Annotated in this window: 22 protein-coding genes; 12 read left to right on the forward strand and 10 right to left on the reverse strand. The window is 71.7% G+C overall.

Annotation, left to right across the window (positions count from 1 at the left end; all coding sequences use genetic code 11):
• The first annotated feature begins 54 nt into the window (after positions 1–54).
• Both ABZ840_RS01355 and ABZ840_RS01360 read left to right on the forward strand, forming a co-directional pair.
• Positions 55–1,812, forward strand: coding sequence for a right-handed parallel beta-helix repeat-containing protein (locus ABZ840_RS01355; RefSeq protein WP_361551367.1), 1,758 nt, complete (start codon positions 55–57; stop codon positions 1,810–1,812).
• A gap of 73 nt (positions 1,813–1,885) precedes the next feature.
• The gene (locus ABZ840_RS01360) at positions 1,886–2,755 is read left to right on the forward strand and encodes a polysaccharide lyase (RefSeq protein ID WP_361551370.1); all 870 of its coding nucleotides are present in this window, start codon (positions 1,886–1,888) and stop codon (positions 2,753–2,755) included.
• Positions 2,756–2,783: 28 nt separating this feature from the next.
• Here the strand turns inward: ABZ840_RS01360 and ABZ840_RS01365 are convergent, their stop codons facing one another.
• Positions 2,784–3,800: a LacI family DNA-binding transcriptional regulator gene (locus tag ABZ840_RS01365; RefSeq protein WP_361552331.1), complete on the reverse strand. Its 1,017-nt coding sequence runs from the start codon at positions 3,798–3,800 to the stop codon at positions 2,784–2,786.
• A gap of 264 nt (positions 3,801–4,064) precedes the next feature.
• On the opposite strand from ABZ840_RS01365, the gene ABZ840_RS01370 reads away from it, so the two are divergent.
• From ABZ840_RS01370 to ABZ840_RS01390, 5 genes are all read left to right on the forward strand, one after another.
• Positions 4,065–5,354: an extracellular solute-binding protein gene (locus ABZ840_RS01370; protein WP_361551373.1), complete on the forward strand. Its 1,290-nt coding sequence runs from the start codon at positions 4,065–4,067 to the stop codon at positions 5,352–5,354.
• A 28-nt stretch (positions 5,355–5,382) separates the two neighbouring features.
• Complete coding sequence (locus ABZ840_RS01375) at positions 5,383–6,354, forward strand: sugar ABC transporter permease (protein WP_361552334.1); 972 nt, start codon at positions 5,383–5,385, stop codon at positions 6,352–6,354.
• Complete coding sequence (locus ABZ840_RS01380; RefSeq protein ID WP_361551376.1) at positions 6,351–7,283, forward strand: carbohydrate ABC transporter permease; 933 nt, start codon at positions 6,351–6,353, stop codon at positions 7,281–7,283. Before ABZ840_RS01375 ends, ABZ840_RS01380 begins: the two co-directional genes overlap by 4 nt.
• 59 nt (positions 7,284–7,342) lie before the next feature.
• Positions 7,343–8,803, forward strand: coding sequence for a GH1 family beta-glucosidase (locus ABZ840_RS01385; protein WP_361551379.1), 1,461 nt, complete (start codon positions 7,343–7,345; stop codon positions 8,801–8,803).
• A 206-nt stretch (positions 8,804–9,009) separates the two neighbouring features.
• A complete protein-coding gene (locus ABZ840_RS01390) occupies positions 9,010–11,115 on the forward strand; it encodes a hypothetical protein (RefSeq protein WP_361551382.1) in 2,106 nt (701 codons plus the stop codon).
• Here the strand turns inward: ABZ840_RS01390 and ABZ840_RS01395 are convergent.
• The 4 genes from ABZ840_RS01395 to ABZ840_RS01410 all read right to left on the reverse strand — a co-directional run bounded on the left by ABZ840_RS01395 (position 11,057) and on the right by ABZ840_RS01410 (position 13,502).
• Entirely contained in the window at positions 11,057–11,290 is a 234-nt protein-coding gene (locus tag ABZ840_RS01395; protein WP_361551385.1) for a hypothetical protein, read from the reverse strand. The two genes, ABZ840_RS01390 and ABZ840_RS01395, sit on opposite strands and share 59 nt — an antisense overlap.
• 26 nt (positions 11,291–11,316) lie before the next feature.
• Positions 11,317–11,997, reverse strand: coding sequence for a TNT domain-containing protein (locus ABZ840_RS01400; RefSeq protein WP_361551388.1), 681 nt, complete (start codon positions 11,995–11,997; stop codon positions 11,317–11,319).
• Positions 11,998–12,272: 275 nt separating this feature from the next.
• Positions 12,273–12,617, reverse strand: a complete 345-nt coding sequence (locus ABZ840_RS01405; RefSeq protein WP_361551391.1) for a hypothetical protein — start codon at positions 12,615–12,617, stop codon at positions 12,273–12,275.
• Between the two features lie 477 nt (positions 12,618–13,094).
• Positions 13,095–13,502, reverse strand: coding sequence for a DUF3224 domain-containing protein (locus tag ABZ840_RS01410; RefSeq protein ID WP_361551394.1), 408 nt, complete (start codon positions 13,500–13,502; stop codon positions 13,095–13,097).
• A gap of 103 nt (positions 13,503–13,605) precedes the next feature.
• Between ABZ840_RS01410 and ABZ840_RS01415 the strand changes: the two genes are divergently transcribed.
• The gene (locus ABZ840_RS01415; RefSeq protein ID WP_361551397.1) at positions 13,606–14,580 is read left to right on the forward strand and encodes a WYL domain-containing protein; all 975 of its coding nucleotides are present in this window, start codon (positions 13,606–13,608) and stop codon (positions 14,578–14,580) included.
• Positions 14,581–14,600: 20 nt separating this feature from the next.
• Here ABZ840_RS01415 and ABZ840_RS01420 read toward each other — a convergent pair whose 3' ends face one another.
• Positions 14,601–15,170, reverse strand: a complete 570-nt coding sequence (locus ABZ840_RS01420; protein ID WP_361551400.1) for a helix-turn-helix domain-containing protein — start codon at positions 15,168–15,170, stop codon at positions 14,601–14,603.
• A gap of 92 nt (positions 15,171–15,262) precedes the next feature.
• On the opposite strand from ABZ840_RS01420, the gene ABZ840_RS01425 reads away from it, so the two are divergent.
• A complete protein-coding gene (locus ABZ840_RS01425) occupies positions 15,263–16,480 on the forward strand; it encodes an FAD-dependent monooxygenase (protein WP_361551403.1) in 1,218 nt (405 codons plus the stop codon).
• 113 nt (positions 16,481–16,593) lie between these two features.
• Here ABZ840_RS01425 and ABZ840_RS01430 read toward each other — a convergent pair whose 3' ends face one another.
• Both ABZ840_RS01430 and ABZ840_RS01435 read right to left on the reverse strand, forming a co-directional pair.
• Complete coding sequence (locus tag ABZ840_RS01430; RefSeq protein ID WP_361551406.1) at positions 16,594–16,815, reverse strand: hypothetical protein; 222 nt, start codon at positions 16,813–16,815, stop codon at positions 16,594–16,596.
• A 113-nt stretch (positions 16,816–16,928) separates the two neighbouring features.
• A complete protein-coding gene (locus ABZ840_RS01435; RefSeq protein ID WP_361551409.1) occupies positions 16,929–17,831 on the reverse strand; it encodes an AraC family transcriptional regulator in 903 nt (300 codons plus the stop codon).
• A 99-nt stretch (positions 17,832–17,930) separates the two neighbouring features.
• Here ABZ840_RS01435 and ABZ840_RS01440 point away from each other — a divergent pair, with 99 nt between their 5' ends.
• The 3 genes from ABZ840_RS01440 (at position 17,931) to ABZ840_RS01450 (ending at position 20,285) form a co-directional block, all read left to right on the forward strand.
• A complete protein-coding gene (locus tag ABZ840_RS01440; RefSeq protein WP_030607277.1) occupies positions 17,931–18,509 on the forward strand; it encodes a non-oxidative hydroxyarylic acid decarboxylases subunit B in 579 nt (192 codons plus the stop codon).
• Between the two features lie 43 nt (positions 18,510–18,552).
• The gene (locus tag ABZ840_RS01445) at positions 18,553–19,977 is read left to right on the forward strand and encodes a non-oxidative hydroxyarylic acid decarboxylases subunit C (RefSeq protein WP_361551413.1); all 1,425 of its coding nucleotides are present in this window, start codon (positions 18,553–18,555) and stop codon (positions 19,975–19,977) included.
• An 80-nt stretch (positions 19,978–20,057) separates the two neighbouring features.
• Complete coding sequence (locus ABZ840_RS01450; protein WP_361551416.1) at positions 20,058–20,285, forward strand: non-oxidative hydroxyarylic acid decarboxylases subunit D; 228 nt, start codon at positions 20,058–20,060, stop codon at positions 20,283–20,285.
• Positions 20,286–20,355: 70 nt separating this feature from the next.
• Here ABZ840_RS01450 and ABZ840_RS01455 read toward each other — a convergent pair whose 3' ends face one another.
• The gene (locus ABZ840_RS01455) at positions 20,356–20,601 is read right to left on the reverse strand and encodes a hypothetical protein (RefSeq protein WP_361551419.1); all 246 of its coding nucleotides are present in this window, start codon (positions 20,599–20,601) and stop codon (positions 20,356–20,358) included.
• A 134-nt stretch (positions 20,602–20,735) separates the two neighbouring features.
• Complete coding sequence (locus tag ABZ840_RS01460) at positions 20,736–21,128, reverse strand: hypothetical protein (protein WP_361551422.1); 393 nt, start codon at positions 21,126–21,128, stop codon at positions 20,736–20,738.
• Positions 21,129–21,196 lie beyond the last annotated feature (68 nt).

Raw genomic sequence — 21,196 nt, forward strand, 5'->3', positions numbered from 1 at the left:
CCACCGATACCGGCCGCCGCCCCTCGGGGCGGCGGCCGGAGAAGGAGTGCACACATGACCCACCGTTCAACCGGCGCCGGTCGCCGGCCCGAACCCCCGGCCGGCGGCGAACCGGTCTCGCCCGGCGGACGCGCGGTACGCGGCTCCGCCAGAGCCCTGCGTGCCGGCACCGTCCTGCTGTCGGCGGGAGCGCTGGTCACCGGCCTGACCGGCGTGTTCGCCCCGCCCGCGCAGGCCGCCGCGTGCAGCGGCCAGGTGCGGTACGCGTCCAGCACCAACACGGTCTACCTGACGTCCGGTACGGCCACGCTCCCCGACCTCGCCCGGCTGTGCACCAGCGCACCGCTGTACGAGGTCGACGGCTCGCCCGGTACCTGGCAGCTGGACGCCAACCTGGTGGTCCAGAACGGCGCCACCCTGAACGTGCACGGCAGCGACGCGGGCGGTGCCGTGGACACCCTGCGGCTGAACAGCCCGGCGAGCAACAAGCCCACCGAGGTCGTCTCCGTCACCGCGCAGTACGGCAAGCTCGACATCGACGACGTGGACATCACCTCCTGGGACGCGGAGAAGAACGGCCCGGACACCGACACCTCGGCCGGCACCGGGGAGCGTGGCCGGGCCTTCATCCGGGTGCTGTCCTACCTCGACACCGACGGCACGCCCCGCCAGTCCACGATGAACATCTACAACAGCGACATCGGCTACCTCGGCTACTACGCGGCCGAGAGCTACGGCGTGGCGTACAAGGCCCGGGGCTGCGACATCGACCACCAGGACGTCTGCGACAAGCTGGACGTGCTCGGCGACCAGATCGGCAGCCGCTTCCACCACAACTACATGGGCACCTACACCTTCGGTGCCTACGGGATGACGTTCGACCGCAACGAGTACGACAACAACATCACGTACGGGCTCGACCCGCACGACGACTCCGACCACCTGACGATCACCAACAACCACGCGCACCACAACGGCAATCACGGGATCATCTGCTCCCAGCGGTGCGACAACCTGGAGATCGTCGGCAACGAGAGCGACCACAACGGCATACCGCCGTACGTACCGCCGGGCGACGACGACCCCTCGGACAACCAGGTGCACGGCATCATGCTGCACCGCGGCGTCACCGACTCCGTCGTACGCGAGAACAACGTCCACGACCAGCCCAACGGCGCCGGCATCGCGGTCTTCGACAGCAGCGACGACGTCATCGAGAACAACACCATCACGCGCGCGAAGTACGGGCTGCGCTACAGCGTCGGTTCCCAGGACATCAAGGCCTCGGGCAACACCGTCACCGACAGCGGGCTGTACGCCGTCTTCACGTACCAGGGCTCGGACAAGCCCATGTACACCAACGACACCGGCCGGCCCGCCCGGCTGGAGTTCACCGGCAACACCTTCGACGGCTCCGCGGGCAATGTCGCCAAGCTCAACCAGAGCGACGACCTGAGCTTCTCGGAGAACACCTTCACGGGCGCCCTCGCGTCCGGTGTGCTCACCCAGTCGACCGCCGGAACGGTCTTCGCGAAGAACACCGCGCCGGCCGACCTGACGCACTCCGTCAAGAGTGACGCCGGGACCTCCGGGACGATCGCCTTCCGCGACCAGAACCCCGTCAAGGTGCAGCTGGACCCGGCCAGTTCAGCGGCGTTCACCGCGAATGGCCTGAAAGCGGGCGCTTCGTACAAACTCGTCGCCGACGGCCGTACTGTGGCCACCGGCAAGGCGGACGCCCAGGGCAGTGTGACCCTGCACGCCAGGCCGACCAGCACCGCGGCAATGACGTACCGCATCAGCGCCGCCTGATCCAGACCGCCCCGCCGCAGGCCTCGCGGCGGGGCGGCCGACGCCCCCGGGCGCAGGAGAGGAGCAACGGCTCATGGACCGGAGGAAATTCGTTGCCGCGGGAGCGGCCGCCCTCGCCGCACTCCTCGCCTCGTGCTCCGGATCGGACGACAAGCCACCGCCCCCGCACCACACGGACGAGCCCTCCTCCCCCGGCTCCACCCTGGACTGGGACACCGCCGCCGTGGCCCGCTTCTTCGGCTCCGGGCTGCGGCCGCGCGAGGAAGGCTCCTTCGGCCTGGACCGCACCGTGCTGCGGCACCACCCGGTGTACGGCCCCGTGCTGCGGGTCCGCTATCCGGCCCGGTCCGCCAGCCCCACCGTCGCCCGCCGCTTCGGCCGCCCGGAAGGCGGCGCGCAGCTGTACCTGCCGCTGCGCTCGGGACCCACCGACACCCTCCATCTGCGCTACTACCTGCGGTTTCCGCACGGCTTCGACTTCGTCAAGGGCGGCAAGCTGCCCGGTCTGTACGGCGGTTCGGTCACCGGCGGCCGGCACATTCCCGACGGCAAGAACGGCCTGTCCACCCGGTACATGTGGCGGAGCAAGGGCCGCGGCGAGGTCTATGCGTACCTGCCGACCTCCGTGGAGCACGGCACCTCGCTCGGGCGCGGCAAGTGGAAGTGGCCGGTCGGCCGCTGGACCTGCGTGGAGCAGTCCGTACGGCTCAACACCCCGGGGGAGGACGACGGTTCGGTGGAGGTGTTCCTCGACGGCCGCCGAGTGCTGCGCGAGGACGACCTGGAGTTCCGCACCTCGAAGAAGCTGCGGATCGAGGGGGTGTTCTTCTCGACCTTCTTCGGCGGCTCCGACCCGAGCTGGGCCACGCCCGAGTCGGACTACGCGGACTTCGCGGCGTTCGCGGTCTCACGCGAACGCATCGGGCCCCTCCGCCGCGACTGAGCACCGCTCCGGGGCCGCGTACCGGTGGTCAGGAGGACTCGCGCACGACCAGCTCCGTCGGCAGGGTGATCCGCTGCCGCGGCGCGTCGGGATCGACGATCTCGCCCAGCAGGACGCGGGCGATGGTGGTGCCCAGCTCCTCGACGGGCTGGCGTACGGTCGTCAGCGGCGGGCTGGTGTGCCGGGCGATGAAGGAGTCGTCGAAGCCGACCACCGCCACGTCCTCCGGGATCCGCCGCCCGTGCGCCCGCAGCTCGGCCAGCGCGCCCACCGCCATCACGTCGGAGGCCACGAAGAGGGCGTCCAGCTCCGGGGCCCGCTCCAGGAGCGACCGCACGGCGGTCCGGCCGCCCTCCTCCGTGAAATCCGAGCGGGCGATCAGCCGTTCGTCGGGCCGCGCGCCGGCCTCGCGCAGGGCCTCCTGATAGCCCTGGAGCCGGCCGCGGCCGACGTCCATGTCCATCGGCCCGGTGACCGTGGCGATGGCCGTGCGGCCCCGTTCCAGCAGGTGCCGCACGGCCGCGCGGGCGCCTCCGACATTGTCGGCGTGGGCATGGCTCAGCGACTCCTCGGGCGAGCGGCGCCCGGCGAGGACGGTGGGCAGGCCCATGCCCTCCAGCAGCGCCGGCAGCGGATCGTGTTCGTGCACCGAGGCCACGAGCACGCCGTCCACCCGCCGCTCCGCCACCGATTCGGTGAGCCGGTCGCGTTCGCCCTGGTCACGGACGAGGATCAGCTGAAGCTGGGTACGGGTGTCGGCGAGTCCGGTGCTGACGCCGCGGATGACGGCGGCGAAGTACGGCTCGGCACCCAGCCGGGACTCCGATTCCGGGATCACCAGGGCGATGGAGTTGGTCCTGCTGGTGACCAGGCCGCGGGCGACGGAGTTCGGGACGTACTTCAGCTCGTCGATCGCGGCGAGGACGGCGGCCCTGGCCTCGTCACTGACGAGCGTCGAACCATTGATGACACGGGAGACCGTGGTGCGGCCGACTCCGGCGCGCGCCGCCACGGTCTTTATGGTCGGCCGCTGTCCGCCCGCCATCGCGCCTCCCCCGCCGTTGCCCGTCCCCGCGCCCGTCACCAGCGCATTGTGCCAGACCCTACGGGATGCCCGGACGAACTTCGGGCTTCCCGCGAGCGGAGGGCCAACTGCCGTATGCGTTCAAGTCATTGACACGGGCCTCGACTGCGGCCACTCTTCCGGAACACCGGTGGGTACGTTCCCAGTCACTGGTTGCCGCGAGTGGGAACGTACCCACCTCCATATGAACCCGGGAGGGGACGGACAGTGAGCGTTCGGAAAGCGATGACAAGGAGATCCCTGGCCGCGGTCGCGGCCACCGCCGCGCTCGGCCTGGTGGCGGGCTGCGGGAGCAGTGACGGGGGCACCGGCGGCGGCGTGAAGGACGGCAAGGTCACCATCACCATGGGCCTGTACGGCGTCATGGGCTTCAAGGAGACCGGCCTGCTGGAGCGCTACGAGCAGGAGCACCCGAACGTCACCATCAAGGCCGAGATAGCCGGCGACGAGCAGACGTACTACACCGCCCTGCAGACCCACCTCGCCGCGGGCAGCGGCCTCAAGGACATCCAGGGCGTCGAGGTCCTGCGCGCCAAGGAGATCGTGGACACCCGGGCGGACAAGTTCGCCGACCTCTCCAAGGTGCCCGGAACCGGCCATTTCCTGCCGTGGAAGCAGAACCAGGTCACCGCCGCGGACAAGAAGGTCATCGGCCTGGGCACCGACATCGGCCCGATGGCCGTCTGCTACCGCAAGGACATGTTCGCCAAGGCGGGGCTGCCCACCGACCGCGAGAAGGTCGCCGCGCTGTGGGCGGGCGACTGGTCGAAGTATGTCGATGTCGGACGGAAGTTCAAGTCCGGCTACAAGGGCGGCAAGGTGGCCTTCACCGACAGCTCCAGCGGTCTGTTCAACGCCATGATCTACGGCAGCTCCCAGCAGTTCTACGACACCAAGGGCAAGCTGATTTACCAGGACAACCCGGTCGTCACCGACGCCTGGAAGCTGGCCTCCGAAGCCGGCTCCTCGGGGCTGACCGCCAAGCTCCGGCAGTTCCAGCCGGGCTGGGACCCGGGCCTGGCCAACAGCACCTTCGCCACCACGGTGTGCCCGGCCTGGATGCTGGCCCACATCAGCGAGAAGGCCGGCCCGCAGAACAAGGGCAAGTGGGACGTGGCCAAGGCCCCCAAGGGCGCCAACTGGGGCGGTTCCTTCCTCGGCGTCATGGAGCAGAGCCCGGTGAAGGAGGAGGCGAAGAAGCTGGTCGCCTGGCTCACTGCCCCGGAGCAGCAGGCGCGCGTCTTCGAGAAGCTCGGCAATTTCCCGTCGTCGGAGAAGGCCCTGAAGGCGCCCGAGGTGGCCGACGCGAAGTCGGAGTACTTCAGCGGCGCGCCCATCGGCCAGATCTTCGGTGACGCGGCCCGGGAGATCCCCGACGAGCAGGTGCTGGGCCGCAAGGACGGCACGATCAAGGACATCTTCTCGCAGGGCCTGTCGCTCATCGAGGGCCAGGGCAAGAGCCCGGACGCGGCCTGGAAGGACACCGAAGAGCGCATCAAGAAGGCCACCGGCTGACCGCCGGGCACCCGACCGACACAGGAGGATCCCGGTGGCCCTGCAGACCTTCCGGCGGAGTACGTTCTGGCACCGGCTGGACGTGCGCGGCGCTCCGTACGCCTTCGTCGCCCCGTTCTTCGTCGTCTTCGCCGCCTTCAGCTTCTATCCCCTGCTCTACACCGCGTGGATCTCGCTGCACCGGGTGGAGCTGTCCTCCATGGACCTCATGGAGTGGGTGGGGTTCGACAACTACGTGGCGCTGTGGGAGGACGACCGCTTCTGGAACGCGCTCGCCAACACCTTCACGCTCGGCGTGGTCTCCACCGTCCCGCAGCTGCTGATGGCGCTGGGGCTGGCGCATCTGCTCCACTACCGGCTGCGCGGCTCGGTCTTCTTCCGGGTCGCGGCGCTGACGCCGTACGCGACGTCGGTGGGCGCCGCGGCGCTGGTCTTCACCATGCTCTTCGAGCGCGACTTCGGGATGATCAACTGGCTGCTGGGGCTGGTCAGTCTCGACCCGGTCAACTGGGAGAACGACAAGTGGGCAGCGCAGCTCGCGATCTCCGCGATCGTCATCTGGCGGTGGACGGGATACAACGCGCTGCTGTACCTGGCGGCGATGCAGGCCGTACCGGGAGAACGGTACGAGGCGGCAGCCCTGGACGGCGCCTCGCGCTGGCAGCAGTTCCGTATGGTCACGATCCCCGGCATCCGGTCCACCGTCGTCTTCACCATCGTGCTGTCCACGATCGGCGCGACGCAGCTGTTCGGTGAACCGCTGATCTTCGGCCAGGGGCCGAACGGCATCACGGGCGGCGCCGACAACCAGTACCAGACCCTGGGGCTGCTGCTGTACGAGGAGGGCTGGAAGAACTACCAGATGGGGCGCGCCGCGACCATCGCCTGGGCGATGTTCCTGCTGCTGATCCTGATCTTCGTCGTCCAGCGCGTCGTCCGGCGCCTCACCCAACGCCCGGCCGGTGCCCGGCGCGTCCTGCCCAGGAGCGGCCAGTCATGACCACCGACAGTCTCCAGGTCCCGGCGGCGGACCGGCGTCCGGCCGCACCATCGGACCGTACGCGTCGTCCGTCCGCCCGCCGCCGGCTGTCCCTGCGGCCGGGCGCCGGGCGCCAGCACCACGCCGGGCCCGTCGCCTACGTACTGCTCGGCCTGGCCACCGTGGCGTCGCTGTTCCCGCTGTACTGGACGATGGTGGCGGCGTCCAGCGACAACAGCCGGGTCTCCCGTACCCCGCCGCCGTTCCTGCCGGGCCCGCACCTCTTCGAGAACCTGGGCAAGGCGTGGCAGGACGCGGCGCTGGGCAAGGCCATGACGAACAGTCTGATCGTGGCGGGTGTCATCGCGCTGTCGACCGTGCTGTTCGCGACCCTCGCCGGCTTCGCGTTCGCCAAGCTCCGCTTCCGGGGCCGCAACATCCTGCTCATGCTCGTCATCGGCACGATGATGGTGCCGCCGCAGCTGGGCGTGGTGCCGCTGTTCATGATGATGAGCGAGCTGGGCTGGGGACAGCGGCTTCCCGCGGTCATCTTCCCCACCCTGGTCAGCGCGGTCGGCGTGTTCTTCATGCGGCAGTACCTGGCCGAGGCGCTGCCCGACGAACTGGTCGAGGCGGGCCGGGTGGACGGCGCGCACTCGCTCCGCATCTTCTGGAGCGTCGTACTGCCGATCGCCCGCCCCGCCATGGCGGTCCTCTTCATGATCACTTTCGTGCACGCGTGGAACGACTTCTTCTGGCCGTTCATCGCGCTGGACATGACCAACCCGACGGTCCCGGTCGCCCTGACCCAGCTGAGCGCGGGTTACGTCCGCGACCAGTCGCTGATCATGGCGGGCGCGCTGCTCGGGACGCTGCCCCTGCTGGCCATGTTCGTCGTCTTCGGCCGCCAGATCGTGGGCGGCATCATGCAGGGCGCGGTGAAGGGATGACCGCCGGCCCGCTCACCACTTCCCGCGCCTCCTCCGCTCCGTCTCCGGAAAGGACTCCCTTGACCACCGCATCGCACACCGTGGCCACCGCCCCGCAGCCCACTGCCGCCCGCACGTTCCCGCCCGGCTTCCTCTGGGGCACGGCCACCGCCGCGTACCAGATCGAAGGGGCGGCGGCCGAGGACGGCCGGACGCCCTCCATCTGGGACACCTTCGCGCGCACCCCGGGCAAGGTGCGCAACGGTGACACCGGTGACATCGCCACGGACCACTACCACCGCTGGCGCGAGGACGTCGCCCTCATGGCCGACCTGGGCGTGGGCGCGTACCGCTTCTCGCTGGCCTGGCCCCGCGTCCAGCCCACCGGGCGCGGCCCGGCCGTGCAGAAGGGCCTGGACTTCTACCGCCGGCTGACCGACGAGCTGCTGGAGAAGGGCATCCAGCCGGTCGCCACGCTGTACCACTGGGACCTGCCGCAGGAGCTGGAGGACGCGGGCGGCTGGCCGGAGCGGGCCACCACCGACCGGTTCGCGGAGTACGCGGCGCTGGCCGTCGAGGCGCTCGGCGACCGGGTCCGCACCTGGACCACGCTCAACGAGCCGTGGTGCAGCGCCTTCCTCGGCCACGCCTCCGGGGTGCACGCGCCCGGCCGTACCGACCCCGTGGCCGCGCTGCGCGCCGCGCACCACCTCAACCTCGCGCACGGCAAGGCGGTCCAAGCGCTGCGCGCGGGGCTGCCGACCGAGGCGGACGTCTCGATCACGCTCAACATCCACCAGGTACGGGCCCGCACCGACAGCCCGGGGGACGTGGACGCGGCGCGCCGCATCGACGCCCTCGCCAACCGGGTGTTCATGGGCCCGCTGCTGACCGGCGCCTACCCCGCCGACCTGCTGGACGACACGGCGCGGCTCACCGACTGGTCCTTCGTGCGGGACGGCGACACCGCGACGATCCGCCGGCCGCTGGACTTCCTGGGCGTCAACTACTACACACCGACGCTGGTGTCCGCGGCGGACGCCGAGGCTCCCGACCACTCCTTCGACGGCCACGGCGCCAGCGGGCACAGCCCGTGGCCGGCCGCCGACGACGTGGTCTTCCACCGGCCGCCGGGGCGTACGACGCCGATGGGCTGGGCCGTCGATCCCAGCGGCCTGTACGACCTGCTGCTGCGGCTGAAGGCGGACGTGCCGGACCTGCCGCTGATGATCACCGAGAACGGCACGGCGGGCGACGACTACCTCGACCCCAGCGGCGCGGTGCACGACCCGGACCGGATCGCGTACCTGCACGGCCACCTGTCGGCCGTGCACCGCGCGATCGCGGACGGCGTGGACGTCCGCGGCTACTTCCTGTGGTCGCTGCTGGACAACTTCGAGTGGGGCTACGGCTACAGCAAGCGCTTCGGCGCGGTGTACGTGGACTACCCGACCGGGCGGCGCATCCCGAAGGCCAGCGCACACTGGTACGCGGACGTGGCCCGCACCAACGCCCTGCCGGAGCCCGACCCCCAGCCGTAGCCCGCACCCCCGGAAAGGCCGTAGCCCGGCACCCCGGAAAGAGAGTGGAGCGCAGACCATCCTTCCACGTCGGAGCGGCGGGCCGCGGCCGAAGTGACCAAACTCCCCGTAGGTGACACGGTGTGCTGCTAACACCGAGTCACCTATGGGCGGGGGACGCGGCAGGACCTGGAAGGGGATGGCCGAAAGTGAGGGAAGAGCGGCGGGTGGGGAACCTGCCTGCGGAGCGGGACCGGCTGGTCGGCCGACGGGCGGAGCTGGCCCGGCTGGGACGGTGGATCGGGCGGTCGCGGCTGGTGACCGTGACAGGGGTGGGCGGGGTCGGCAAGACCCGGCTGGCGCGGCGGGCCGCGGGTGAGGTGCAGCTGCGCTTCCCGGACGGGGCGTGGTGGGTGGAGCTGTCCCCGCTCAGCGAGGGCCGGCGCCTGCCGTACGCGATCGCCGAGTCGCTGCCGCTGGTCGATCAGTCCACCCGCCCGATGCTGGACGTGGTCGCCGAGTACCTGGCCGGCCGGGAGACCCTGCTGGTGTGGGACACCTGTGAACACCTCGTCGAGGAGTGCCGGGACGCGGCGGCGACGCTGCTGACCGTCGCGCCGGGCCTGCGGATCCTGACGACCGGCCGCCGCCCGCTCGGCCTGCCCGCCGAGGAGGTGCTCACCCTCGATCCGCTGCCGGTCCCGGGGGACGACGACGAGGCGGCGGACGCGGTCGTCCTGCTGGCCGACCGGGCCGCCGAGGCGGTACCGGGCTTCACCGTCAGCGACGCCAACCGGTCCGGGCTCGCGGCGTTGTGCCGCCGCCTGGAGGGACTGCCCCTCGCCCTGGAACTGGCCGCCGCCCGCCTGCGCGAGATGCCACTGGCCGAACTGAACCAGCGGCTGGACGACCGCTACGCACTCCTCGGCGACACCGAGGGCGCGACGCACCCGGCGACTCCCCCGTGGCACCAGGCGCTGCGCACCGCGATCGGCTGGAGCCACCAGCTGTGCACCCCGGCCGAGCGGCTGGCGTGGGCGCGGCTGTCGGTGTTCGCGGGGACCTTCGACGCCGAGGCGGCGGCCCGGGTGCTGGCCGACGAGCGGCTGTCGGCCAAGGAGGTTCCCCGCCTCCTCGCGGCGCTGGTGGAGGGCTCGATCGTGGAGTGGGTCCCCACCGGGGACGGGGAGCGGTACCGGATGCTGGACACGATCCGCGAGTTCGGTGCCCACTGGCTGCACGAGCTCGGCGAGGAGCGGACGGTGCGCCGCCGCCACCGCGACCACTTCCTGGACCTGAGCCGGGCCGCCGACGCCGGCTGGATCGGGCCCGACCAGCTCGTCTGGCGCGACCGGGCGGTCACCGAGCACACCAACCTGCGCGCCGCCCTCGACTTCTGCCTCGCCGAACGGGACGCGGAGGGCGCGCTGGAGCTCGGCGGGGCGCTGTGGTTCCTCTGGTCGGCCTGCGGGTTCGCCAAGGAGGGACGGCACTATCTGGACCGGGCGCTGGCCCTGAGCACCTCCCCCGGACCGGTGCGGGCCAAGGCCCTGTGGTCCTGCGGCCGCGCGGCGATCATCCTGGGCGAGGCGGAGACCGGCCTCCGGCTCGCCGAGGCCTTCCGCGAGGCCGTGGCCGGGGACCCCGACGAGACGCATGTGTTCGCCGCCGCCTTCCTGGAGGGCGGCAGCCTCACAATGCTGGGCAGGCAGCGGCAGGCCGCCGAGGTGCTGGACGCGGTGCCGCGTGCCCGGCCCGGCACCGGGCAGTACGACGCGGAGTGGTTCGCGGTGCGGATCGCCCGGGCTTTCGTCCATGTGCACGACGGGCAGTTCGCCGAGGCGATGGCGGTCGCCGAGGAGATGGGCGCCGAGTGCGTCCGATGCGGCGACACCTGGGCGCTGGCGTACGCCGACTACGTGCGTGCCCTGGCCGCGCTGGGGCTGGGGCGGCCGGAGGAGGCCGCGGCACACGCGCGTACCGCCCTCGACGGCAAGCGGCGGCTCCGGGACAGCCTCGGCATCGCGCTGATCGTCGACGTGCTCGCCGGTGCGGCCGTCGCTTCCGGGCTCGCGGAGACCGCCGCCCGGTTCCTCGGCATCGCCGAGCAGGTCTGGCACTCGCTCGGCAGCCCCCGGATGGGTTCGCCCGAGCTCGTCGCCGCTCGCGAGGCGTGCGAGGACCGCGCCCGCAGCCTCCTCGGGGACGACGCCTACCGGGCGGCCTTCCACTCCGGCCACGACAGCGACCTGGACACCGGCATCACCTACGCCCTCACGTCAGGAGGGCCAGCAGGTGGGCACAGGCGGCCGCTTCGTCCGGGTGGCGGGTGAGGGGCTCGTACGTGCCCCGCTCGTAGCCGCCGGTCTCCCACGCCCCGTCCGGCGTCCTGCGCAGGTACAGGAAATCGGGGGGCGTGGGGGCCGGCTCGTGGACGCCCTCGATGCGGTAGTGGCCGTCGGCGACGCCGGCCGCGCGCAGCGCGGACCGCAGCTCCTGCCGGTCCATGGCGTCCTCCTTGCCGTCCGCGCAGGTCAGGCGTCGGCGCGCGTGAGGTACTTGTGGTCCACCAGCCACTTCACGTTGAGCCGCTGGCCCTCACCCGGGTTCAGGAACACCGCGTCCAGCTTGATCTGCTGGCCGCCGCCCGGCTGCTCGAACCAGGGTGCGATGCTGCCCTGCCACACCCAGAACGGCTTGATCACCTTGTACGTGTGGTAGTCGCACGGCGAGGCCGGCTCGCGGGTGTTGAGGTTCTGCGGGGGCAGCGCACGCTCGGCGTAGGCATCGCCGGCCGGTGCCAGGTAGCCGCCGAACTCCGATCCGAAGCGGTCCAGCCGCTGGCCGGTGCGCAGCTTCGCGGGTTCCTTGTCCACCTCACCGTTGACCTCGGCGAACCCGTCGTTGGGCGGGTACTTCCAGCTGCCCGAGTCCGCCGGGCCCTCCCAGTACTTCTTCAGGAAGGCACTGGGCGAGAGGGAGCCGGTCCGCTGGTAGCCCTTCAGCAGCGGGCCGACCGGCGCCAGCCGCTTGTTCGGCAGCCACTGGGGGCCGAGCCGCGCATCCCCCTGGAACTTCCCGGTGCAGGGCTGTGGCCGGGCGGCAGCGGCCGCGGGACGCTCCTCCTGCTGCTGCGGAGCGGCGCTCGCGGCAGGGGCCGCCGCCAGCCCGGCGGCCAGGCCGAGTGCGGCGAGCACGGTACGAAGACGGTTCACTGCGGGCTCTCCTTGTGCGGACCTCGTGCGTACTGAGGGCATGCCGCGCCGCCGGTGTGCCGGGTCGCACACCGCCGTACGCAGCTGATATGCCATCAGCTCTGGGCGTTCCGCACGGTAACCGGTCACTCACACAGGGCGGTAGCGGGCCGCACCGATTTCCGGCCACCGCAGGTGGGCACAGGTGTGCGGCAGGGGGCCGCCGTCCGGTCGGCCCCCTGCCGCGGGTGTTCTTCAGTTCGTACGGGCGTTCCCCGGCCGGAGCCGGAGGGCCGTCAGAGACCCAGCAGGCCCAGACCCAGGAGGCCGCCCTTGCCGCCGCCTCCGAGGAGACCGCCCTTCTGCGGCGTCTCGCCCTTGGCCGCGCCACCCTGCGGCGGCTGGCCCGGCTGGAGGCCCGGCTCCGCGGGCTGCTCCTCGCCCGGGAAGGCACCCTGTGGCTGGGGCTGCGGGTCACCCGGAACGCTCGCCGGGCCGTTGACGGGGTCCTCGTCTCCGGGGTCGGCGGCCTGGACGGCGCCGGCGGCGGACGCCGGCGCGTAGGCGGCGGCCACGGGGGCGCCGAAGAGGACGATCATGGAGGCGGCGGCTGCCGCACCTGCCGCGAGTCGGGTACGCACGGTGCTCTCTCCCTCGCATCATGGATGTGACGTGACCGTCCTTCCGCGCGACGGCCCGGTGCTAACGGAGCTTCACCCGACTACCGGGGCAGGGTCACTGAATCGCACGGTGTCCGAGGTGACGGCCGGTCGTTGAGCCACGCGGGTGCGTGAGGTGGCTCACGGGAAAGAGGGTGCGTCGCGCGAGCGGGGCTGGGTACGAGGCCCCGAGATCGCCGAGCGGGATACCGGTATGAAAGGGTGGAATCTCGGCGAAAGCAACGCGAGAAAGGAGCCGTCATGTCGTCCAAGCGCCGCCGCAAGAAGAAGGCACGTCGCAAGAACGGTGCCAACCACGGCAGCCGTCCCCAGTCCTGAAGGACCGGACGTCTACAGGAAGGCCGGCGGTGCCCATGGCCCGCCGGCCTCCTGCCCCCTCAGAGCTTCGAGCTTCCCCTCAGGCCACACTCACACGAGTGAATTCCGTGGCTGCCGGTGTCAGTCCAGCTCGTAGTCGAAGGTGTACGGAACGGCCGGCTCGCCGCGCACGGCGGTGAAGGCCCCGGTCCCCCGCAGCCCGGCCAGCTCACCGGTGCCGGTGTCCGGCACCACCTCGAACGTGCAGTGCACGGTCCCGTCGGCACCGAAGAATCCGCGCTCCTCCACAACGAAGGTACCCGCGCGACCGTCGAGACTTCCCGTCAGCAGTTCCATGCCGGTGAACGTCCCGGTCTTCTCCGTTCCGTAGACGATGGTGTATTCGCAGGTCGTCCCGGCCGCTTCGATGCCGCCGGTGAAGGAGTTGGCGACGGAGGCGTGCGCGAGTTTCGGGTGGGCCTCGCCCGGACCGACGGTGCGCTCCGTCCAGTCGGCGTAGGTGAAGTGGCCGGAGGTCTGTACGGGCATGGCCGCCCTCTCGATCGGTCGCACGGCTCGTCCCGCGCGGTGTGCGATCAGCCTGGCGGCAGTACCTGACATCTTCTGTCAGGTACGTACGACAATGAGGTCCATGCGTGCCGACCGCCTGCTCTCGCTGCTCCTGCTGCTCCAGAACCGCGGGCGGATGACGGCGCCCGAGCTCGCCGCCGAGCTGGAGGTCTCCGTCCGTACCGTCTACCGGGACATCGAGGCGCTCGGCGCGTCGGGCGTCCCGGTGTGCGCCGAGCGCGGACCGGCCGGGGGCTACCGCCTGGTGGACGGTTACCGCACGCGGCTGACCGGGCTCACCGACGCCGAGGCCGACTCGCTCTTCCTCGCCGGGGCGCCCGGCCCCGCACGCGAGCTGGGGCTCGGCGCCGTGCTGGCCACCGCCCAGCTGAAGCTGCGGGCGGCCCTGCCGGCCGGCCCCGCCGATCGCGCGCGGCGCGTCCAGGAGCGGTTCCATCTCGACGCGCCCGCCTGGTTCCGGGACGCCGACCCCGTCCCGCACCTGACCGAGGTGGCACGCGCGGTGTGGGAACAGCGGGTGCTGCGCGTGCACTACCGGCGGTGGGGCGGCGAGGACCGCCGGGTGGTGCTGCACCCGCTGGGCCTCGTACTCAAGAGCGGGATCTGGTACTTGGTGGCACTGGCGGACGGCACGCCGCGGACCTACCGGATCGCGCGGCTCCTCGCGGCGGACGTCACCGACGAGCCCTTCGAGCGGCCCGACGGGTTCGACCTGGCCGCCCACTGGGCGGAGTCCTCCCGCCGGCTGGAGAGTGCGCTGCACAAGGGCACCGCCCGGCTGCGGATCTCGCCCCGCGCCCAGCGGCTGCTTCCCATGCAGTTCGGCGCGGCGGGCACCCGCGCGCTGGAGACGGCAGGGCCGCCCGACGCCGCGGGGTGGGTGCGGGTGGAGATGCCGGTCGAGACGGAGGCCGTCGCGGTCGCCGACCTGTTGCGGCTCGGCACGGAGGCGGAGGTGCTCGGCCCGCCCGAACTGCGCGCCGCCGTCGCCCGCACCGTCACCGAACTGGCGCGGCGGTACGCGGCCACACCCTGACCTCGGCCCCGCCGACGGGGTCAGCGGGGCGGACTCGTGGCGTCCTCGATGAGACGGTGCGCCGCGGCGTCGATACGGGCGGTGTCGCCGGTGACCAGGCGGTCCTGGCACAGGCCGCGCAGGCCGGAGACCAGGAGGGTGGCCCGGACCCTGGCGTCCCGCTCGTCGTAACCGAGCCGGGCGTACGCGGCGGCGATCGGGCCGACCATGACCTCGACGGCGTCGGCGGCCAGCGCGCCGTACGGCTCCGGCTGCGTGGTGGCCAGGCTGAGCAGCTGGAGCAGCATGCGGACCAGCCCGCGCTGCCTGCCGACCGTGATGGCTTCCCACAGCTCGCGGGCGGCGGTGTGCAGCCCGGCCGCGTCGTGGACCGGGCCGAACATGGCCTCGGCGTCGGGCCGGCTGGCCGCGAGGGCCTGCGCGAGGAGGTTCTCGCGGCTGCCGAAGTAGTAGAGCAGCATGCGTTTGCTGGTGCCCACCGCCTCGGCGAGCGGGCTCAGGGAGAGGCCCGCCAGCCCATGGTGTTCGAGGTGGCGGACCACCTTGTCCAGCAGTTCGGTCCGTTTTCCGGGATCAGTCGCACGAGGCACCCCTTGACCGTACCGATCGGTACATCTAAGGTCCAACGCATTCCGTTGATGTACCGATCGGTACATCAAAAAGGCGAGACGAGGAGGCAGGGATGGGCGCAAGCGGCCCGAACATCGCGATCGTGGGTGCCGGAATCGGCGGGCTCACCCTGGCTCTCGCCCTGCGGGCCCGCGGCATCGACGCCGAAATCCATGAGCAGGCAACGGAGTTGCGGGAAGTGGGCGCGGCGGTGGCACTCTCGGCCAACGCCACCCGGCTGCTCGCCCGGCTCGGCCTGGACGCGCAGTTGACCGCGGCGGGGGCCGAGCCGACCGAGCTGATCCACCGGCACTGGAAGGACGGCCGCCGTATCGCCGCGCACCCGGTCGGCGCCGCGTACCGCGACCGGTTCGGCGGGCCCTACCTGGGCGTGCACCGCGCGGCGTTCCAGCGCGTCCTGGGCGACGCCTGGGGCAGCGACCGGCTGCACCTCGGCACTGCGGTCAGCGGCGTGACCGAGGACCCCGAAGGCGGGGACGGGGTACGCCTGGAGTTCGCCGACGGCCGCAGCACCCGGGCCGACCTGGTCGTCGGCGCGGACGGCGTGCACTCCGCCGTGCGGCGCCGGGTCACGGACGAGGACGTGACCGCGTACTCCGGCACCAGCGGCTTCCGTGGCCTCGTACCGGCCGGGGCGATGCCGTCGCTGCCCGACCCCGGCGCCATCCAGTTCTGGATGGGTCCCGGCGCGCACGTGCTGCACTACCCCATCGACAGCGCGGGCACGGTCAACTTCCTCGCGGTGGTGGAAGGTCCGGACCGGTGGACCGAGGACACCTGGCGGGCCGAGGCCGCGCCCGGAGAGCTGCTGGCCGTGTTCGAGGGCTGGCACCCGGGGATCATCGAGATGCTGTCGGGCGCGCCGCAGAGCGCCCGGTGGGGGCTGTTCGGGCAGACGCCGCTGCGGCGGTGGAGCCGCGGGCGGGCGGTGCTGCTCGGGGACGCGGCGCACGCGATGCTGCCGCACCACGGACAGGGCGCCAACCAGACCATCGAGGACGCGGTGACGCTGGCGGACTGCCTGGCCGACGCGCGGACGGCCGGCGGGCCCGACGCGTACGACGCGGCGCTGCGGCGGTACGAGCGGCTCCGCCGGGTGCGCACCCGGCAGGTGCAGCGCAGCTCCTGGGTCACCTCCGGCCTTTTGCACCTGAACGACGGGCCCGCGGCCGAGCGGCGGGACCGGAAGCTGGCCACGGTCCCGGCGGACTTCGGGTGGATCCATGCCCATGACGCCCAGCGGGCGGCGGCGGACGCCGCGGCGTCCTGACGCACTGTCACCACACGGGCCGAGGGGCCCTGAACGCACAAGCGGCGGTGCCGCACCCGCGTCGGTGCGGCACCGCCACCGGTCGGCGACGGCTCAGCCGTCGCGCGGGCCGGTCAGTGCATGGACAGGGCGTGGTCCATCCAGTAGGCGGCGGCCTCGGAGTTGCCCACAGTGGTGACGCCGTCGTGTCCACCGACGTTGGTGTAGCTGCCCGCGGAACCGCTCATCATGCCGCCGCCGTCACCGTTGTGCGCGGAGGCGACGCCGCTCATCGGAACGATGGCGGCCGAGGCGATGGCGAGGGCCGCGGCGGTGCGAGCGAAGGTCTTGCGCATGTCATACCTCTTCAGGTAGGTGGGTTGATCGCCCCCATGGTTCACCTCCGGCCCGCCTCAGGAAGGACGACGCTCGGACGATTGCCCCTGATGGCCGACGGAGGTCCATCAGGTCACCGAGTCGTCGGATTTTCACCCGATACCACCGACGGGGTCGTACCGCGTGCCACTGCCCGGAAGTGCTGCGGCGTGCGGCCGTCCCGCTTGCGGAAGAACTTGGAGAAATCGCCGGGCTCCCGGAAGCCCAGCCGACGGGAGATGTCGGCCCCCGAGGCGTCGGAGTGCACCAGCAGGCGCTTGGCCTCCAGGAGGATCCGCGCGTCGAGGTACTGCTTGGCGGTCAGCCCGGTGGCGGCCAGCGTGGCGCGGGTCAGGGTGCGGGTGTTGTAGCCCAGCGCGTCGGCGTAGTCGGCCACGCGGTGGGTGTCGGCGAAGTCGCGCTCCACGGCGGCGTGGAAGTGCGCGAAGGTGCCGCCGGGCCGGTGGCTGGCGGGGGGCTCCGGGCGGGCGTGGGCGAGCCGCAGCAGCAGCACCGTCAGCAGGAGGCGCAGCGCCTCGATGTGCGCCGGCAGGGGGATGGACGCCAGGTCGGCGTACTCGTGGGTGAGATGGCGCAGGGCGAGCTGGGTGGCGCGGACGTGCGGCCCTTCCGGGACGAACGGCGCCTGCTCGAAGGGGGCCTCGGCGTCGGCGAAGCCGGGCTGCCAGATGACGATGGTGCCGCGCGCCGCCACCAGGTCCTCGGCGACATACTGGTGGACCTGGCCCGGCCGGATCCACAGCCAGCTGCCGGGACCCAGCGCGTACTCCGAGAAGTCCACGGTGTGCCGCAGGGTGCCGGAGCCGACGTGGATCAGGTGGTGGAAGCCGGGTCGCTGGGGCGTCGCGAGATCGATGCCGCGACGGTTGCCGCGCGCCCGCAGTTCGGCGAAGTCGAGGACGTCCATACCCAGAGGAGCACCGAGAGAGGGCCGGTAGGCGACGTCCGTGATCGAGAGCTGTCCGTTTTTCCCCATACCGAGTCCGTAGCGTGCCGCTGCTTTCCGTTTACCTCCTCCTACGGTCGCAGAAGAGGCAGCGATGAGCCGGAAGCTGCCGGAGAGCAGAGGTGTGACGTGCGGCTGATCGTCGGAATGACGGGTGCGACCGGGGCGGTCTTCGGGATCCGGGTGCTGGAGCACCTGGCCGAGCTGCCGGAGGTGGAGACCCATCTCGTACTGAGCCGCTGGGCCCGGTCCACGATCGAGCTGGAGACCGGGCGGAGCGCCCGGGAGGTCGCCGGGCTGGCCGATGTGGTGCACAGCCCCGAGGACCAGGGCGCGTCGATCTCCTCCGGTTCGTTCCGGACCGACGGCATGATCATCGTGCCCTGCTCGATGAAGACGCTCGCCGGGATCCGGGCCGGTTACGCCGACGGGCTGGTCGGCCGCGCCGCGGACGTCGTGCTCAAGGAGCGCCGCAAGCTGGTGGTCGTCCCGCGGGAGACGCCGCTCAGCGAGATCCATCTGGAGAACATGCTGGCGCTGGCCCGGATGGGCGTGCAGATCGTGCCGCCGATGCCCGCCTTCTACAACCACCCCGCCTCGGTCGACGACATCGTCGACCACATCACGGCCCGTGTGATCGACCAGTTCGACCTGCCGGCGCCGGCCGCGAAGCGGTGGGAGGGCATGCGCGCAGCCCGCGCCGCCTGACACCCACGCCCCGCCCTCGCCCCCCTCATCCACAGGAGTACCCATGCCCTACGACGACCTGCGCAGTTTCCTGACGACCCTCGACAAGGAGGGCCAGCTGCTGCACATCACCGACGAGGTGCTGCCCGAGCCGGATCTGGCCGCTGCCGCGAACGCGGCGGGCCGCATCGGCGAAGGCGCGCCCGCCCTGTACTTCGACAACGTCACGGGCTTCACCGACGCCCGCATCGCCCTGAACGTGCACGGTTCCTGGCGCAACCACGCCCTCGCGCTCGGCCTGCCCGCCGCCACCTCGGTCAAGGACCAGGTCGAGGAGTTCGCGCGCCGCTGGGACGCGTTCCCCGTACCCCCCGAGCGCCGCGAGGACGCCCCCTGGCGCGAGAACACGCGGGAGGGCGCGGACGTCGACCTCTTCGAGGTGCTGCCGCTCTTCCGCCTCAACGACGGGGACGGCGGCTTCTACCTCGACAAGGCCGCGGTCGTCTCGCGCGACCCCGACGACCCGGACCACTTCGGCAAGCAGAACGTCGGCACGTACCGCCTGGAGGTCATCGGCCGCGACCGGCTCGCCATCCAGCCGGTGCCGGTGCACGACGTGGCGCTGCACCTCAAGGCCGCGGAGAGTCGCGACGAGGACCTGCCCATCGCGATCACGCTGGGGAACGACCCGGTGACGACCATCGTGGCCGGCATGCCGATGGGGTACGACCGTTCCGAGTACGAGATGGCCGGCGCGCTGCGCGGCGCGCCCGCGCCCATCGCCACCGCGCCGCTCACCGGCTTCGACGTCCCCTGGGGCTCGGAGGTCGTCATCGAGGGCGTGATCGAGGGCCGCAAGCGGCAGATCGAGGGGCCGTTCGGCGAGTTCACCGGCCACTACTCCGGCGGCCGCCGGATGCCCGTGGTCCGCATCGACCGCATCTCGTACCGTACGAACCCGGTCTTCGAGTCGCTGTACCTGGGCATGCCGTGGACCGAGGTGGACTACCTCGTCGGGCCCAACACCTGCGTACCGCTGCTGAAGCAGCTGCGCGCGGAGTTCCCGGAGGTGCAGGCGGTCAACGCCATGTACACGCACGGCCTTGCCGTGATCATCTCCACGAAGAAGCGGTACGGCGGCTTCGCCAAGGCGGTCGGCATGCGGGCGATGACGACGCCGCACGGCCTCGGCTACGTCGCCCAGGTCATCCTCGTCGACGAGGACGTGGACCCCTTCAACCTCCCGCAGGTGATGTGGGCGATGTCGGCCAAGGTGAACCCCAAGGACGACGTCGTCGTCATCCCGAACCTGTCCGTCCTGGAGCTGGCCCCGGCCGCCACCCCGGCCGGCATCACCAGCAAGATGATCATTGACGCGACGACGCCGGTCTCCCCCGACAACCGCGGCAACTTCAGCACCCCGGTCCGCGACCTGCCGGAGACCAAGGAGTGGATCGGCCGGCTGACCTCGATGCTGGCGAAGCGCTGACGCGCGGCGCGCCCCTCACCGACGTCGCTTCATCGACTTACCCACTCATTGCCATAGAGATCTACAGACCTGGAATCCGCATGATCTGCCCCCGCTGTGCGCACGACGCGCTCGACACCCTCGCCCACTCCCCCGTCCCCGGTGTCTGGGACGTGCTCCAGTGCACCCGCTGCCTCTACACCTGGCGCACCACCGAACCCGACCGTCGCACCCGGCGCGAGTCCTATCCGGCGCAGTTCCGCCTCACCCAGGAGGACATCGACAACGCCATCGAGGTCCCGGCGGTGCCGCCGCTGAACGCCGGCTGAGCCTCACCGGCACGCGTCCGGGCCCCGCTCTCCTCGTGAGGAGCGGGGCCCGGTCCGCGGCGGCGCCCGGTCAGTCGCCGTCGAAGGCGAGGTCCTCGCCCATGCCGGTCTCGATGTAGATCGAGTGCGTCCACTCGTGGCTGGCGTGCGACCCGTGGTGCCCGGAGCCGCTCTTGTCGTGGTGCGTCTTCGTGACGATGATCCTGCTCTTCAGGAAGTCGTTGTCATCGTGCGCGGACGCGGCGCCGCCGGCGACCAGGACCAGCGCCGTTGCGGGGACTGCGACCGCTGCCAGGCGCAGCGCGGTGCGGATCATCCATACCTCCATCGGTTGCCACGGAAAGAGGCGGTGTGTTCCCACCACCCCACGGGTCGATCAGTAGCCGAGTCGCCGGAGCGACACACGTGCTGCCACCCGAACGGCAGGCCCCCGCCCGTGGCTCCGCGGTGCTACGGCCGTACCTGGATCTCGCCGATGCCGGTGCCGATGCGGCCGCAGTGGGCCGTCGACCGGCCGGACCGCCCGGGGTCGAGGGTGACGTGCTCGCCGTCCACGTCGGGCGCCCAGCCGCAGACCAGGTGCACCCAGAAGGTCTGCCGCGCGCTGCCGTTGTTCCGGCAGAGGGCGTAACCGGGGTACGCGTCGTTGGCGTGCTTGCCGGTGTCGCAGGACAGGCCGGGCGGGACCGCGGCGGCCGGTGCGGCGGCACGGGCAGGTGCGGGCTGCGAGGCGGACGCGTACGCGATGGCGGACCGGGAAGCGGTGGCGGCCGGGACGGCGAGCGCGGCCACCATGACGGCGGCGGCCGCCGTGGTCTTCATCCCTGTGGGCGTCAGCTTCATGGTCTCTCCTGGACGTTCTCGGGCCGGCCCCCGGATGCCCGGAGCGGTGCGGGGTGCCGGTCGCATGC

The organism is Streptomyces sp. NPDC047117, assembly GCF_040643545.1.
Classification (GTDB): domain Bacteria; phylum Actinomycetota; class Actinomycetes; order Streptomycetales; family Streptomycetaceae; genus Streptomyces.

What these genes read in the sequence shown, in the direction of transcription:
- ABZ840_RS01355 (WP_361551367.1), top strand. Translation starts at nt 55, where the DNA reads ATGACCCACCGTTCAACCGGCGCCGGTCGCCGGCCCGAACCCCCGGCC.
- ABZ840_RS01360 (WP_361551370.1), top strand. Translation starts at nt 1,886, where the DNA reads ATGGACCGGAGGAAATTCGTTGCCGCGGGAGCGGCCGCCCTCGCCGCA.
- ABZ840_RS01365 (WP_361552331.1), bottom strand. Translation starts at nt 3,800, where the DNA reads ATGGCGGGCGGACAGCGGCCGACCATAAAGACCGTGGCGGCGCGCGCC.
- ABZ840_RS01370 (WP_361551373.1), top strand. Translation starts at nt 4,065, where the DNA reads ATGACAAGGAGATCCCTGGCCGCGGTCGCGGCCACCGCCGCGCTCGGC.
- ABZ840_RS01380 (WP_361551376.1), top strand. Translation starts at nt 6,351, where the DNA reads ATGACCACCGACAGTCTCCAGGTCCCGGCGGCGGACCGGCGTCCGGCC.
- ABZ840_RS01395 (WP_361551385.1), bottom strand. Translation starts at nt 11,290, where the DNA reads ATGGACCGGCAGGAGCTGCGGTCCGCGCTGCGCGCGGCCGGCGTCGCC.
- ABZ840_RS01410 (WP_361551394.1), bottom strand. Translation starts at nt 13,502, where the DNA reads ATGCCCGTACAGACCTCCGGCCACTTCACCTACGCCGACTGGACGGAG.
- ABZ840_RS01415 (WP_361551397.1), top strand. Translation starts at nt 13,606, where the DNA reads ATGCGTGCCGACCGCCTGCTCTCGCTGCTCCTGCTGCTCCAGAACCGC.
- ABZ840_RS01425 (WP_361551403.1), top strand. Translation starts at nt 15,263, where the DNA reads ATGGGCGCAAGCGGCCCGAACATCGCGATCGTGGGTGCCGGAATCGGC.
- ABZ840_RS01430 (WP_361551406.1), bottom strand. Translation starts at nt 16,815, where the DNA reads ATGCGCAAGACCTTCGCTCGCACCGCCGCGGCCCTCGCCATCGCCTCG.
- ABZ840_RS01435 (WP_361551409.1), bottom strand. Translation starts at nt 17,831, where the DNA reads ATGGGGAAAAACGGACAGCTCTCGATCACGGACGTCGCCTACCGGCCC.
- ABZ840_RS01445 (WP_361551413.1), top strand. Translation starts at nt 18,553, where the DNA reads ATGCCCTACGACGACCTGCGCAGTTTCCTGACGACCCTCGACAAGGAG.
- ABZ840_RS01450 (WP_361551416.1), top strand. Translation starts at nt 20,058, where the DNA reads ATGATCTGCCCCCGCTGTGCGCACGACGCGCTCGACACCCTCGCCCAC.
- ABZ840_RS01455 (WP_361551419.1), bottom strand. Translation starts at nt 20,601, where the DNA reads ATGATCCGCACCGCGCTGCGCCTGGCAGCGGTCGCAGTCCCCGCAACG.
- ABZ840_RS01460 (WP_361551422.1), bottom strand. Translation starts at nt 21,128, where the DNA reads ATGAAGCTGACGCCCACAGGGATGAAGACCACGGCGGCCGCCGCCGTC.